A 14800-nucleotide genomic window follows, 5' to 3' on the forward strand; every position below is an offset into this window, starting at 1 on the left:
AAGCAAGCGTACCCACAAGGACCGACGATGAGCCGCTATTCGATATTCAGCCTGTTGCGCAACGGGATGTCGTATCACGAGAACTGGGAGCGACAGTGGAAGAGCCCCGAGCCCAAACGTGAATACGATGTCGTGATCGTCGGCGGCGGCGGGCATGGTCTTGCCACCGCGTATTACCTGGCGAAAGAACACGGCGTGCGCAATGTCGCCGTACTGGAAAAGGGCTGGATCGGTGGCGGCAATACGGCGCGCAATACGACCATCGTGCGCTCGAATTACCTGTGGGACGAGTCGGCCGCGCTCTATGAAAAAGCCATGAAGCTGTGGGAAGGACTCTCTCAGGACCTGAACTACAACGTCATGTTCAGCCAGCGCGGCGTGATGAATCTCGCGCACACGCTGCAGGACGTGCGCGATACCGAGCGCCGCGTGAATGCGAACCGGCTGAACGGCGTGGACGCCGAATTCCTCACGCCCGCGCAGATCAAGGAAATCGAGCCGACCATCAACCTGAACAGCCGCTACCCGGTGCTCGGCGCGTCGATTCAGCGCCGTGGCGGCGTGGCGCGTCACGATGCGGTAGCCTGGGGTTTCGCGCGCGGCGCGGATCAGGCCGGCGTCGATATCGTGCAGAACTGCCAGGTGACGGGTATTCGCCGCAATGGCAGCCAGGTGGTGGGCGTGGACACCACGAAGGGTTTCATCAAGGCGAAGAAAGTCGCGATCGTGGCCGCGGGCAATACCTCGACGCTCGCCGACATGGCCGGCGTGCGGCTGCCGCTGGAAAGCCACCCGTTGCAGGCGCTGGTGTCGGAGCCGATCAAGCCGGTGGTCAATACGGTGGTGATGTCGAATGCGGTGCATGCGTATATCAGCCAGTCCGACAAGGGCGATCTGGTGATCGGCGCGGGCGTGGACCAGTACACGGGTTTTGGTCAGCGCGGCAGTTTCCAGATCATCGAAGGCACGCTCGAAGCGATCGTCGAAATGTTCCCGGTGTTCTCGCGGGTACGGATGAACCGGCAGTGGGGCGGCATCGTGGATGTATCGCCGGACGCGTGCCCGATCATCAGCAAGACCGATGTGAAAGGGCTGTATTTCAATTGCGGCTGGGGCACGGGCGGCTTCAAGGCGACGCCGGGTTCGGGGTGGGCTTACGCGCACACCATTGCGAAGGATGAACCGCATGCGCTGAACGCGCCGTTCTCGCTGGACCGCTTCTATACCGGCCACCTGATCGACGAGCACGGCGCTGCAGCCGTCGCCCACTAACGCCACGCACTGGAGAACGCCATGCTATTGATCGAATGCCCCTGGTGCGGGCCACGCGCCGAAACCGAATTTTCCTGCGGCGGCGAAGCGGACATTGCCCGTCCGCTCGACACCGACAAACTCACCGACAAGGAATGGGGCGACTACCTGTTCATGCGCAAGAACCCGCGCGGCGTGCATCGCGAGCAATGGCTGCACACGCAAGGCTGCCGCCGCTGGTTCAAGGCGCAGCGCGATACGGTGAGCTACGAGATCCAGGGCTACGAGACATTCGAGCGGCCGCTGCTCGCCATGGACAGCCACGAGGCTAGCGCACAAAACCAGGCACCGAACCAGGCACAAGAGGGCAAGGCATCATGAGCCAGAAAGACCGACTCCCCAACGGCGGGCGCATCAATCGCGCGATGCCGCTGACGTTCACGTTCAACGGCCGCCAGTATCAAGGCTATCAGGGCGACACGCTGGCTTCGGCGCTGCTTGCGAACGGCGAGCATTTCGTCGCGCGCAGCTGGAAGTATCACCGGCCGCGCGGCATCGTCACGGCGGGTGTGGAGGAGCCGAATGCCGTCGTGCAACTCGAAACCGGCGCATACACGGTGCCGAATGCGCGTGCCACCGAGGTCGAGCTGTATCAGGGGCTCGTCGCCACCAGCGTGAACGCGAAGCCGAGCATCGAGAAAGACCGCATGGCGGTCAACCAGAAGATCGCGCGCTTCATTCCGGCGGGCTTCTACTACAAGACCTTCATGTGGCCGCGCAAATTCTGGCCGAAGTACGAAGAAGTGATCCGCGACGCGGCCGGTCTCGGCAAGGCGCCGGAGCACACCGACGCGGACCGCTACGACAAGTGCTTTGCGCATTGCGACGTGCTGGTGGTGGGCGGCGGCCCGACCGGCCTCGCGGCTGCGCACGCTGCCGCATTGTCCGGCGCGCGCGTGACGCTGGTCGACGATCAGCCGGAACTCGGCGGCTCGCTGCTGTCGTGCCGCGCGGAGATCGACGGCAAGCCCGCGCTGAACTGGGCGCACAAGATCGAAGACGAACTGCGGCAGATGTCCGACGTGAAGATCCTGTGCCGCAGCACGGCGTTCGGCTATCAGGACCACAATCTCGTGACGGTGACGCAGCGGCTCACCGAGCATCTGCCGGTATCGCAGCGCAAGGGCACGCGCGAACTGATGTGGAAGATCCGCGCGAAACGCGTGATTCTCGCGACCGGCGCGCATGAACGGCCCATCGTGTTCGGCAACAACGATCTGCCGGGCGTGATGCTGGCCTCGGCCGTATCGACGTATCTGCATCGCTATGCGGTGCTGCCGGGCCGCAACGCGGTGGTGTTCACCAATAACGACGACGGCTACCAATGCGCGCTCGATCTGAAAGCGGCCGGCGCTCAGGTGACGGTGGTCGATCCGCGCGCGAGCGAATCGAAGGGCACGCTGCCCGCGCTTGCACGGCGCTATGGCGTCAAGGTGATGAACGGCGTGGTGATCACGGCGGCGCACGGCAAACTGCGCGTAGCGTCCGTGGACTTGGCGTCGTATTCGAACGGACAGGTCGGGGCGAAGCAGGGCGAGCTATCGTGCGACCTGCTCGCCATGTCCGGCGGCTGGAGCCCGGTGCTGCATCTGTTCGCGCAATCGGGCGGCAAGGCGCACTGGCATGACGGCAAGGCCTGCTTCGTGCCGGGCAAGGCGATGCAGGCGGAGACGAGCGTCGGCGCCTGCGCGGGCGACTTCACGCTCGGCCAGGGCATTCGCTTTGCGGTCGATGCGGGCGTCGAGGCGGCGCGCGCGGCGGGCTTCATCGTTGCGCGGCCGAATCCGGTGCAGGTGGCCGAGATCACCGAAGCGAAGATGCAGCCGCTGTGGCTGGTCGGCGGCCGTGAACTGGCCACGCGCGGGCCGAAGCAGTTCGTCGACTTCCAGAACGACGTGTCGGCCGCGGATATTTTCCTCGCGGCGCGCGAAGGCTTCGAATCGGTCGAGCACGTCAAACGCTATACGGCGATGGGTTTCGGCACCGACCAGGGCAAGCTCGGCAACATCAACGGCATGGCGATTCTCGCGCAGGCGCTCGGCAAGACGATTCCCGAGACCGGCACCACCACCTTCCGGCCGAACTACACGCCGGTTACCTTCGGCACGTTTGCCGGCCGCGAGCTGGGCGAGTTTCTCGATCCGGTGCGCAAGACGGCGGTGCACGAATGGCACGTGGAAAACGGCGCGGCCTTCGAGGACGTGGGCAACTGGAAGCGTCCGTGGTACTACCCGAAAGCCGGCGAAGACCTGCACGCGGCGGTGGCGCGCGAATCGCTGGCGGTGCGCACGAGCGTGGGCATTCTCGACGCCTCGACACTCGGCAAGATCGACATTCAGGGCCCCGATTCGGCGAAGCTGCTGAACTGGGTCTATACGAATCCGTGGAGCAAGCTGGAAGTCGGCAAGTGCCGCTATGGCCTGATGCTCGACGAAAACGGCATGATCTTCGACGACGGCGTGACCGTGCGCCTCGCCGACCAGCACTACATGATGACGACCACCACCGGCGGCGCGGCACGCGTGCTGACGTGGCTCGAACGCTGGCTGCAGACGGAATGGCCGGATATGCGCGTGCGGCTCGCGTCGGTGACGGATCATTGGGCGACTTTCGCCGTGGTCGGTCCGAACAGCCGCAAGGTGCTGCAGAAGGTCTGCCAGGACATCGACTTCGCGAACGCGGCGTTCCCGTTCATGAGCTATCGCGAAGGCACGGTGGCGGGCGCGGCCTCACGCGTGATGCGCATCAGCTTCTCGGGCGAACTGGCTTATGAAGTGAACGTGCCGGCGAACGTCGGGCGCGCGGTGTGGGAAGCGCTGATGGCCGCGGGCGCGGAATTCGACATCACGCCGTACGGCACCGAAACGATGCACGTGCTGCGCGCGGAGAAGGGCTACATCATCGTCGGCCAGGATACGGACGGTTCGATGACGCCGTACGACCTCGGCATGGGCGGGCTCGTCGCGAAGTCCAAGGACTTTCTCGGCAAGCGTTCGCTGACCCGTTCGGACACGGCGAAGGCGGGGCGCAAGCAACTGGTCGGCTTGCTCTCGGACGACCCGGCGTTCGTGATACCGGAAGGGTCGCAGATCGTCGCCGGTCCATTCCAGGGCGACACGGCGCCGATGCTCGGCCACGTTACGTCGAGCTACTACAGCCCGATCCTGAAGCGCTCGATCGCGATGGCGGTCGTGAAGGGCGGACTCGAGAAGATCGGCGAGACGGTCACGATTCCGCTTTCGAGCGGCAAACAGATTGCAGCGAAGGTCACCAGTTCGGTGTTCTACGACAGCGAAGGAGCACGTCAACATGTGGAATGAAACGAGAGGCACGGCGTCGGTCGTGGATCGCGCTGTCGGCAAGCAGACCGGCGTGTGGCAGGAGTCGCCGCTGGTGGGCGCGGACGCGCTTCTGAAGAAGCATCAGGCGACGGCATCCGCGGCGTTCCGGCTGAGCGAGCGGCCGTTTCTGGAACTCGTGAACGTGCGCGGCGACACGCGTGATGCCGCGTTCGTGCGCGCTTTCGACAGCGTGATCGGCTGCCGCCCGCCCGAGAAGGCGAACACGGTGGCGCGCGGCAACGGCTACGACGTGCTGTGGCTCGGCCCGGACGAGTGGCTGGTGCGCTCGGCCGCCGCCCACGACGCGACGCGTACCGCGCCGTTGCAGGCTAAGCTCGGAGCGGCGTTCGCGGGCGTGTTCGCGGCGGCCGTGGATATCGGCAGCGGCTACACGGTGCTCGAAATCAGCGGCACGCGCACGCGCGACGTGCTGTCGCGCGGTTGTCCGCTCGATCTGCATCCCAAACTGTTCGGCGACGGACAGTGCGCGCAGAGCCATTTTTTCAAGGCATCGATGACGTTGCTGCCCACTGGTGCGAGCAGTTTCGACCTGATCGTGCGCCGCAGCTTTGCGGACTACTTCGTCAAGATCATGCTCGACGCGGCCGAGCCGCTGATGTCGTAAGGCGCGGCGAGCGGTCGATGCCGAACCGCTCGCGCCTTTCGCGCTGAACAACCGCCATGACGTCGACACGTCTAGCCACCGCGCGCCTCACCGAGCGCGCGTGCCACGAGGGCGATGCGCATGCCGCGCTGGCGCTGCTCGATCAGAGCATCGTGCTGCGGCACCGGCGTATCGCGCTGATCCGCTATCTGCTCGCCCAGCAACTCGGCGCGCCGCTGCAGGCGCGTCATCACGAATACGTCGAAAAGATCGCCGCGCGGCTGAGTGCGGATACGCTCGCGCGCATTGCCGGTGCCGCGCGGGCGCGTCTGCGGCCGTAGCGCCCGTCATGCACCTGTCTGGAACGACGCCCCCGTTCCATCGCGATGACGCATTTCTTCTATGTGGCCGATTTATGTCGGCGTCTACTGAAAATTCCACGGAACACCCACGCGGCAGCCGCCGCATCAACCAGGGGATGACATGTCCACCGCTTATCCGCCTCGCGCGAGCGCCGCCGCCCGACTCGAACGACTGCCGTTCTCCGGTTACCACCGGACCATTTTTATCATCATCGCCATTGCGTTCTTTTTCGATTCCGTCGATCTCGGCACGATGACCTTCGTGCTCGGCTCGATCAAAACGGAATTCGGCCTGTCGAGTGCGACGGCGGGACTGGTGGCCAGCGCGAGCTTCTTCGGCATGGTGATCGGCGCGGCGATTGCCGGATTGCTGGCGGATCGCTTCGGACGGCGTCCCGTGTTTCAGTGGAGCATGGTGCTGTGGGGGCTCGCGTCGTATTTGTGTTCGACGGCGCAGAGCGTCGAAGCATTGATCTTCTATCGCGTGCTGCTCGGTTTCGGCATGGGGATGGAATTTCCGATTGCGCAGACGCTGCTGTCGGAGTTCGTGCCGGCTGCGTCGCGCGGCCGGCTGATCGCGCTGATGGACGGGTTCTGGCCGCTCGGCTTCATCACCGCGGGTGTGGTGTCGTACTTCGTGCTGCCGACATTCGGCTGGCGCACCGAGTTCGCGCTGCTCGCGATTCCCGCGGTATTCGTGCTGATCGTGCGCCGCGTGGTGCCGGAATCGCCGCGTTGGCTGGAGCATCGCGGACGACTCGGCGAAGCGGACAAGATTCTCGCGGAAGTCGAAGTGAAGGTGATGAAAGCGGCCGGCCTGAGCCAGTTGCGCGCGCCGGCCATGCTCGCCGAGCCGCCTGCCGCGAAGAGCACGGGCGCGTTTCGCGAGATCTGGAGCATCGCATACCGGCGTCGAACGATCATGGTGTGGACGTTGTGGTTCTTCGCGCTGCTCGGTTTCTACGGGTTGACGTCGTGGCTCGGCGCGTTGATGCAGCAGGCGGGCTTCGCGGTTACGAAGTCGGTGCTGTACACGGTGCTGATCTCGCTCGGCGGCATTCCGGGCTTCATTTGCGCGGCGTGGCTGGTGGAACGCTGGGGGCGCAAACCGACTTGCATTGCGTCGCTCGCGGGTAGCGCGGTGATGGCTTATGTGTATGGACAGACCGCGCTGCACGCGCAGATGCCGACCTTGCTGATTTGCGCGGGGCTGGCGATGCAGTTCTTCCTGTTTGCGATGTGGGCGGTGTTGTACACCTATACGCCGGAGTTGTACGGGACTGGCGCGCGCGCGACGGGCTCGGGTTTCGCGTCGGCGATCGGCCGGGTGGGTTCGTTGATCGGACCTTATGTGGTGGGCGTGGTGCTGCCGGTGTTCAGCCAGGGCGGTGTGTTCTCGCTCGGCGCGATGTGCTTCGTGATCGCGGCGGCGGCGGTCTGGATTCTCGGCATCGAGACGCGTGGGTTGGCGCTGGAGACGCTGGTGTCCGAGGCGGTTGAGACTGATACGCGGGGTGTGTTGAGTCCGGTGCGGGAGTGAAGATCACTGCTTGCGGATAGCGCGCACCATCACGCTGCAGGTTTCAATGCGTGAGCCCGGCGACCGCCGTCAGAATCTTATAAGCCGCGCTCACCCGCTCCTCGATGGGGAAGTTCTTATTGGCCAGTATGACAATACCCAACTGCTTCTCCGAAACGAAAGCCACATACGCGCCGAACCCATTGGTTGAACCGGTCTTATTGATCCAGACATCCTGCCGAGGCGCGAGCGGCGGCTTGATCTCGACCGCGGGCGTCGCCTTTAAAGCCATTGCCGACGAATTGCCCGCCAGCAACGTGTTCAACGCGACCGGATACGCGTACTGCTCCCAGATCAGGTCCTGAGTCATCACGCCTGCCTTGAAGTAGCCGGTGTGCGTTTGCGTGATCGCGCGCTGCAACTTCGCATCGAGCTGGAGCTGATTCATGTTTGCCTGCAGAAAGCGCGTCATGTCGGCGGCGGTGGACTTCACGCCATAGGCTTCGGCGGACAGGACGCCGGGGGCCATACGGATCGGCGCGCCATCCTTCTTATAGCCTTGTGCGTAATCGGGCATTCGTGCTTCTGGAACGTCGATATAGCTGTTCTTCAACCCCAGTGCGGGAAAGAGGCGCTGTTCCATCAGCGGCGTGAAATCCAGGCCCATGCTCTTCGCCGTGATCAGGCCGAGCGTGCCAATGCCGGGATTGGTATAAGTCCGGCATGTGCCCGGCGCGCAACTGGGCTGCCACGCCTTGAAATACTGCATGAGTTCTGCGTCGTCGTGGATCTCGTCCGGCACCTGCAATGGCAGGCCGCCCGGCGTATGCGTGCCTAGATTGACCAGCCTCACGCGACCGAACGGGCTGCCTCGAAGAACGGGCAGATACTTGCTCGTCGTATCCGACAGCGAAAGCGCGCCGCTGACCTGCGCATACGAAGCCAGCGTCGCCGTGAAGGTCTTGCTGATCGAGCCGAGTTCGAATAGCGTGTCGCGCGACACGGGCTTGCCGCTCTGCGCTGACGCCACGCCGTAGTTGTACAGATAAGTCTTGCCCCCGACGACGAGGCCGACCGCCATGCCGTGAATACCGTCTTTCGTCATGAGCGGGCGGATCGTTGCGTCGACGCTCCGTTGGATGCCGTCTTGCGTGGCGTCGGCTGCGCGACTTGCCGGAGCGCTCGCGCACAGAGTAAAGAGAACGGCCGCCGTGAGGCTGAGGGCTTTGCACTTCATCGCTCGCGTTTCCTTGAATGTCTGTCTGCGGATGAGGCCGCACTATCCGGCTTTTACGCGGCGCTGACAATCGACTATAAGTTGCGCGAGGGTAAAGAAAAACTTGTGGGCGGGCCACGGCGTCAAACCGTCGCACGCTCCCGTTTGCGCGACGCCATGCCGTTCGCCACGAAATAGGGCGTATCCACCCGCGCCAGCGCCTCGCGTCCGCGAATGCGATCGGCGATCTTCTCCGCCAGCATGATGGTCGGCGCGTTCAGATTGCCGGTGGTGATGCGCGGCATGATCGACGCATCCACCACGCGCAACCCCTCAATGCCATGCACGCGGCCTTCGTTGTCGACCACGGCCATGTCGTCATAGCCCATCTTGCACGAACATGAGGGATGAAACGCCGTCTCCGCCCGCATCCGCACGAAGTTGTCGAGCTGATCGTCGGTGGTGAGCTCGGCGCCGGGATTCAGTTCGCGGCCGCGATAACGGTCGAGCGCCGGTTGCCGCATGATCTCGCGCGTGATGCGAATGCCGTCGCGGAACTCGCGCCAGTCGAGCGGATCGGCCATGTAGTTGAACAGGATGCTCGGATGCGCGTTCGGATCGCGCGAGGTGAGCTTCACGCGGCCGCGGCTCGGCGAGCGCATCGAACCGACGTGCGCCTGGAAACCGTGCATCTTGATCGCATTCGAACCGTTGTAATTGATCGCGACCGGCAGGAAGTGATACTGGATGTTCGGCCACCCATCGTCGTCGCGCGTGCGGATGAAGCCACCCGCTTCGAACTGGTTGCTCGCGCCGATGCCGGTACCGTTTAGCACCCATTCGAGTCCGATGGCCGGCTGATTCCACCACTGCAAGGCCGGATAGAGCGAAACCGGCTCCTTGCACTCGTACTGGATATACATCTCCAGATGGTCCTGCAGGTTCTCGCCCACCCCGGGCAGATCGTGAACGAGCGGCACGTCCAGTTCACGCAGCCACGTGGAGCGGCCCACGCCCGAGCGCTGCAGCAATTGCGGCGATGCGATCGCGCCGCTGCACACCAGCACTTCACGGCGCGCGTGTGCATTTTGCGCCTCGCCATGATGCAGATACGCGACGCCGACCGCGCGCTTGCCGGAGAACAGCACGCGATCCGTCACGGCATGCGTGACGATGGTCAGATTCGGCCGCGCCTTCGCGCGATCCAGATAACCGCGCGCCGTGCTGGCGCGCCTGCCGTTCGCCGTGACCGTGCGATCCATCGGGCCGAAGCCTTCCTGCTGGTAGCCGTTCAGATCGTCGGTGCGCGCAAAGCCCGCCTGCACGCCGGCGTCGACCATCGCGGCGAAGAGCGGGTTGTTGCCGGGCTTGCTCGTGGTGACGTGCACCGGACCGTCGCCGCCGTGGTACGCGTTCGCGCCCACGTCGCGTGTTTCGGCCTTGCGGAAATACGGCAGGCAATCCAGATAGGTCCAGTTTTCCAGGCCGGCGTGCGCGGCCCAGCCGTCGTAATCGAGCGCATTGCCGCGGATATAGCACATGCCGTTGATCAGCGACGATCCGCCGAGTCCCTTGCCGCGCCCGCATTCCATGCGCCGGTTGTTCATATGCGGCTCGGGGTCCGTTTCGTACGCCCAGTTGTAGCGGCGCCCTTGCAGCGGATAGGCGAGGGCGGCCGGCATCTGCGTGCGGAAGTCGAAACGGTAGTCGGGGCCGCCCGCTTCGAGCAGCAGCACGGTCACGTTCGCGTCTTCGGTGAGGCGTGAGGCCAGCACGTTGCCCGCCGACCCCGCGCCCACGATGATGTAATCGTATTCGTTCGCAGCCATCGCCATGCTCCTTAGAACACCGGTTGATAGGGGCCGAGCTCGACCTGCACGGACTTGATGCGCGTGTAGTGTTCGAGCGTGGTGATGCCGTTTTCGCGGCCCACGCCCGATTGCTTATAGCCGCCCACCGGCATTTCCGCGGGCGACTCGCCCCATGTATTGATCCAGCAGATGCCCGCTTCCAGCCGATGAATCACGCGATGCGCGCGTGCCAGGTTCTCCGTCACGACCCCCGCGGCGAGGCCATAAGCCGTGCGGTTCGCGCGTTCGACGGCTTCGTCTTCGTCGTCGAAAACGAGGATGCTCATTACCGGGCCGAAAATCTCCTCGCGCACGATGCGCATGTCGTCGTGACAGTCGGCAAAGACGGTCGGCTCGACATACTGGCCGTTGCGGAAATGCCCTTCGGTGAGGCGCTTGCCGCCCGCCACCAGCCGTGCGCCTTCCTGCTTGCCGCTTTCGATGTAGCCCAGCACTTTCTGCAATTGCGCGGCGCTCGCCAGCGGGCCGAAGTTGGTGTCGGCGACCGTGGGCGCGCCCACGCGAATGCGCTTGACGCGTGCCAGCACCAATGCCTCGAAGCGCGCGAGCACGCTGCGTTGCACGAACACGCGCGTGCCGTTGGTGCAGACCTGGCCGGAACTGAAGAAGTTGGCGCTCATGGCGATGTCGGCGGCGCGTTCGAGGTTGGCGTCGTCGAATACGAGCAGGGGCGACTTGCCGCCGAGTTCCATCGTCACTTCCTTCAGCGACGAGCCGCCCGCGAGCGACATCACCTTCTTGCCGGTCTCCACGCCGCCGGTAAACGAAATTTTTTCGATCTCCGGATGCGCGGCGAGCATTGCGCCGACCCGGCCGTCGCCTTGCACGACGTTGAACACGCCTGCGGGCACGCCGGCTTCGGTATAGATCTCGGCGAGCTTGAGCGCCGACAGCGGTGTGATTTCGCTCGGCTTGAAAATCATCGCATTGCCGGCGGCGAGCGCGGGCGCCGACTTCCAGCAGGCGATCTGAATCGGGTAGTTCCATGCGCCGATGCCCGCGCACACGCCGAGCGGCTCACGTCGCGTATAGACGAACGAGGTGGGCCGCAGCGGAATCTGCTGGCCCTCGATGGCCGTGGCGAGTCCCGCGTAATACTCGATCACGTCCGCGCCGGTGACGATATCCACCGCGAGGGTTTCGGCAATCGGCTTGCCGGTGTCGCGCGTTTCGAGCGCGGCGAGCTCGTCGTTGCGCTCGCGCAGAATCTCGACGGCGTGGCGCAGAATGCGCGAGCGCTGCATGGCGGTGAGCGCGGCCCATTCGCGTTGACCCGCCCGCGCGGATTGCACCGCACGGTCGACATCGGCCGCCGAGGCCTGCTGCACGCTCGCGAGCGTCTCGCCGGTGGCGGGGTCGTGCGTCTCGAAGGTTTCGCCGCTGGTTGCGTCGACGTAGGCGCCGCCGATATAGAGGCGTTGTGTCTCGAATACCGCCATGACTTGCTCCTTTCTGAAGATGTCGCCGATCTGCCCGCGTCCTTACTCGCGCGATGCGAGGACCAGATCGATATAGTCGTTGGCCACGCGCAGCGCCGCTTTGGTGTCGAACGGCTCGCCCGAGAGCGCGCCGCGCAGCCACAGTCCGTCGATCAGCGCCGCGAGGCCGCTCGCCGCGCGGCGCGCCGCCGCACGCGGCAGGGCCTTGGAAAAATCCGCGCACAGGTTCGAATTCAGACGGCGCGTGTTCACGTATTGCAGCCGCCGCAATTGCGGCTTGTGCATGCTTTCGGACCAGAACGCCAGCCAGGTTTTCATGACCGGACCGCTGGTCTGCTCGGCGTCGAAATTCGCGGCGACCACGGCGCGCAGTTTCGAACGCGGGTCCGCCCGGGCCGCGCGGCGCCGACGCGAGGTGGCCTGCCACAGATCGCGCAGCACGTGGCGCATGGTGGCTTCGAGCAGACCGTCCTTATCACCGAAATAGTGGCTGACGATGCCCGTGGAAATGCTCGCGCGCTGCGCGACCGAAGCGAGCGTGGTCCCCGCGAGACCGGTGTGGTCGATGGTGAGGAGCGTGGCGTCGATCAGTTGCGCGCGGCGGATTTCGCGCATTCCGAGTTTGGGCATGGTGCTGGCGTGGTTGCTGGCATGAGTTTCGGGCGGACTGCGCAAGACACAAACGATCCGCCCGAGTGGATTCAAGCGGCCATGGTAGGTTTTTTATATTGAACGGTCAATCAATAAAAACCGGGTTGCATCAACGTGGACACGGGTTGCGCTTGCCGTGTCGGTTCCGGCCAAACCCGTGTCGCGTTCGATACATGCGTCCGGTTCAGCGGGCGCTACGCTCGTTGAACGGCGTGCCGCAGGAAACCCGGCGAATTGGGCGCGCCGCTCACAAGACATGGAGACAGACAATGAGCAGCAATCGCGGCGTCGTGTATCTCGGGCAGGGCAAGGTGGAAGTGCAGTCGATCGACTATCCGAAGATGGTCGATCCGCGTGGCCGGTCGATCGGTCACGGCGTGATCCTGAAGGTGGTGAGCACCAATATTTGCGGCTCCGATCAGCACATGGTGCGCGGCCGCACGACCGCCGAGGTCGGCCTCGTGCTCGGTCATGAGATTACCGGCGAGGTGATCGAGATAGGCCGCGACGTGGAAACGCTGAAGATCGGCGATCTCGTCTCGGTGCCGTTCAACGTGGCCTGCGGGCGCTGCCCGACCTGCAAGGCGCAGCATACCGGCGTGTGCCTGAACGTGAATCCGTCGCGCGCCGGCGGCGCGTATGGCTATGTGGACATGGGCGGCTGGATCGGCGGTCAGGCCGAATACGTGATGGTGCCGTACGCCGACTTCAATCTGCTGAAATTCCCCGACCGCGCACAGGCGCTGTCGAAAATCCGCGACCTCACGTGCCTCTCCGACATTCTGCCGACCGGCTATCACGGCGCGGTGATGGCGGGTGTGAAGCCCGGCGCCACCGTCTATATCGCGGGCGCGGGGCCGGTGGGCATGGCGGCGGCCGCGTCGGCGCGCCTGCTGGGCGCGGCCTGCACGATTGTCGGCGATATGAACGAGGAGCGTCTCGCGCACGCGCGCAAGATGGGCTTCCAGACCGTCGATCTGTCGAAGGACGCCACGCTCGGCGAGCAGATCGAACAGATTCTCGGCAGGCCGGAGGTGGATTGCGCGGTGGACTGCGTCGGCTTCGAAGCGCACGGCCACGGCAGCAGCGGCTCGCACGAGGAAGCGCCGGCCACGGTGCTCAACTCGCTGATGGAAATCACGCGGGCCGCGGGCGCGATCGGCATTCCGGGCCTGTACGTCACGGACGACCCCGGCGCCGCCGATGCCGCCGCGCGCAAAGGCAGCCTGAGCATCCGTTTCGGTCTGGGCTGGGCCAAGTCGCACTCGTTCCATACCGGCCAGACGCCGGTGATGAAGTACAACCAGAACCTGATGCAGGCCATCTTGTGGGACCGTTTGCCGATCGCGGATATCGTCAACGTGACGGTGGTGTCGCTCGACCAGGCGCCGGATGGTTACCGGCAGTTCGATGGCGGTGCGCCGAAGAAGTTCGTGATCGACCCGCATGGGCTGCTCAAGGCGGCGTAAGCGGGCCTTCGCCAGCGACATCGTGTCATCGTTCGGTGTGCGTGAACTTTGTATAGGATCACGCTATTCGCGACGAAGCGTGCTCAGTCCTCGGGCCAATGCGAGCCATTGGCGCAGTTCAACAGCTTTAATACCAGGCTGCCCGATGACTGGCACGAATCGTCGCGTCGAGGTTGCGTGCAATCGGCTTCGCTGAGCCGGAGCCTGTTGCGCATGGTGCAAACCCCATGGCGCAAATCTTCAACGCACCGGCTGGCCAGCAGTACCGATGAGCAGCAACTTCTCTACCCTGGATCTGCGCAACGTGATGCCATGCGCGGCCGATTCGATCCACCCCGCGTTCGCCGCGCGTGCACTCGAGAACTCGGCGGCGCGGTGCGACTTCGCCGACGCGATCCTCTTCACGCACGCAACCGTACCCACCTCCGTGCGTACCGTGCTGATTCCCCGCCTGCAGTCCAAAGAAGACTATTCGGCGTTCATGGTCAAGCAGCTCCTCGACTGCGCGCCGCAGCTTGCCGCTCGAGGCGCTCAACCGGATCACGACGGATTCCGCCCTCGCCGGGCGGATCTGTTTCGTGAACCTGCATCATCCGCTTGCCGAAGCGGCCGCGGGCGAGCCGGCCGGCGTAGTCGAGCGCTACCTGCCAGGCATTCATTTTTTCGACGACACCGCCGCGTGCATCGGAGAACTCGACGCAGTGGTCGCGGTTGATTCAGCGGTTGCGAATCTGGCCGCGATGATGGCCAAACCGACGTGTGTGCCGGTCAACACCTCCGGCGACTGGCGCTGGGGTCATGTGGGACGCGCTTCGACGTGGGTGGAAGGCACGACGGTGTTGCGGCAGACGCAGGAAGGAGGAAGGCGACTGGCGTGCCGCGGTGCGGGATGCAATGGCGTGGCTAGCCGCGCTGTGATCTTGCTGACTGCGAGTCGTCATGCCCGGAACGGGGCAGTTTCGCCGCTGTGATGTTGTGATGGTGTGAGGTTCGAATTCGCCGAGCGGGCGAGCATAC

12 protein-coding genes are annotated in these 14800 nt (G+C 64.5%); 8 read left to right on the forward strand and 4 right to left on the reverse strand.

Going from position 1 to position 14800, the window contains the following annotated elements; genetic code table 11:
* Window positions 1-27: 27 nt before the first annotated feature.
* The 6 genes from CJU94_RS21530 (at window position 28) to CJU94_RS21555 (ending at window position 7158) form a co-directional block, all read left to right on the forward strand.
* On the forward strand, window positions 28-1272 hold the full coding sequence (locus CJU94_RS21530; RefSeq protein WP_095420732.1) for a sarcosine oxidase subunit beta family protein: 1245 nt from the start codon (window positions 28-30) through the stop codon (window positions 1270-1272).
* 21 nt (window positions 1273-1293) lie between these two features.
* A complete protein-coding gene (locus CJU94_RS21535; RefSeq protein WP_095420733.1) occupies window positions 1294-1632 on the forward strand; it encodes a sarcosine oxidase subunit delta in 339 nt (112 codons plus the stop codon).
* Window positions 1629-4631 (forward strand): sarcosine oxidase subunit alpha family protein, encoded by a 3003-nt coding sequence (locus CJU94_RS21540; RefSeq protein ID WP_095420734.1) that lies wholly within the window; start codon window positions 1629-1631, stop codon window positions 4629-4631. Before CJU94_RS21535 ends, CJU94_RS21540 begins: the two co-directional genes overlap by 4 nt.
* Entirely contained in the window at window positions 4621-5277 is a 657-nt protein-coding gene (locus tag CJU94_RS21545) for a sarcosine oxidase subunit gamma (protein ID WP_095420735.1), read from the forward strand. The genes CJU94_RS21540 and CJU94_RS21545 overlap by 11 nt, the downstream gene beginning before the upstream one ends.
* A gap of 56 nt (window positions 5278-5333) precedes the next feature.
* The gene (locus CJU94_RS21550) at window positions 5334-5597 is read left to right on the forward strand and encodes a hypothetical protein (protein WP_095420736.1); all 264 of its coding nucleotides are present in this window, start codon (window positions 5334-5336) and stop codon (window positions 5595-5597) included.
* A 142-nt stretch (window positions 5598-5739) separates the two neighbouring features.
* Window positions 5740-7158, forward strand: a complete 1419-nt coding sequence (locus tag CJU94_RS21555; protein ID WP_095420737.1) for an MFS transporter — start codon at window positions 5740-5742, stop codon at window positions 7156-7158.
* Between the two features lie 43 nt (window positions 7159-7201).
* Here CJU94_RS21555 and ampC read toward each other — a convergent pair whose 3' ends face one another.
* The 4 genes from ampC to betI form a co-directional block, all read right to left on the reverse strand.
* Window positions 7202-8374: a class C beta-lactamase gene (gene ampC, locus CJU94_RS21560; RefSeq protein ID WP_095420738.1), complete on the reverse strand. Its 1173-nt coding sequence runs from the start codon at window positions 8372-8374 to the stop codon at window positions 7202-7204.
* Between the two features lie 122 nt (window positions 8375-8496).
* Window positions 8497-10182 (reverse strand): choline dehydrogenase, encoded by a 1686-nt coding sequence (betA, locus tag CJU94_RS21565; protein ID WP_095420739.1) that lies wholly within the window; start codon window positions 10180-10182, stop codon window positions 8497-8499.
* Between the two features lie 11 nt (window positions 10183-10193).
* Complete coding sequence (betB, locus tag CJU94_RS21570; RefSeq protein WP_095420740.1) at window positions 10194-11663, reverse strand: betaine-aldehyde dehydrogenase; 1470 nt, start codon at window positions 11661-11663, stop codon at window positions 10194-10196.
* Window positions 11664-11705: 42 nt separating this feature from the next.
* Window positions 11706-12293, reverse strand: coding sequence for a transcriptional regulator BetI (gene betI, locus CJU94_RS21575; RefSeq protein ID WP_095420741.1), 588 nt, complete (start codon window positions 12291-12293; stop codon window positions 11706-11708).
* Window positions 12294-12583: 290 nt separating this feature from the next.
* On the opposite strand from betI, the gene fdhA reads away from it, so the two are divergent.
* Both fdhA and CJU94_RS21585 read left to right on the forward strand, forming a co-directional pair.
* On the forward strand, window positions 12584-13783 hold the full coding sequence (gene fdhA / locus CJU94_RS21580; protein WP_095420742.1) for a formaldehyde dehydrogenase, glutathione-independent: 1200 nt from the start codon (window positions 12584-12586) through the stop codon (window positions 13781-13783).
* Window positions 13784-14361: 578 nt separating this feature from the next.
* Entirely contained in the window at window positions 14362-14754 is a 393-nt protein-coding gene (locus CJU94_RS21585) for a hypothetical protein (RefSeq protein ID WP_208645397.1), read from the forward strand.
* Window positions 14755-14800 lie beyond the last annotated feature (46 nt).

Origin of the sequence: Paraburkholderia aromaticivorans, assembly GCF_002278075.1 — a bacterium.
GTDB lineage: Bacteria > Pseudomonadota > Gammaproteobacteria > Burkholderiales > Burkholderiaceae > Paraburkholderia > Paraburkholderia aromaticivorans.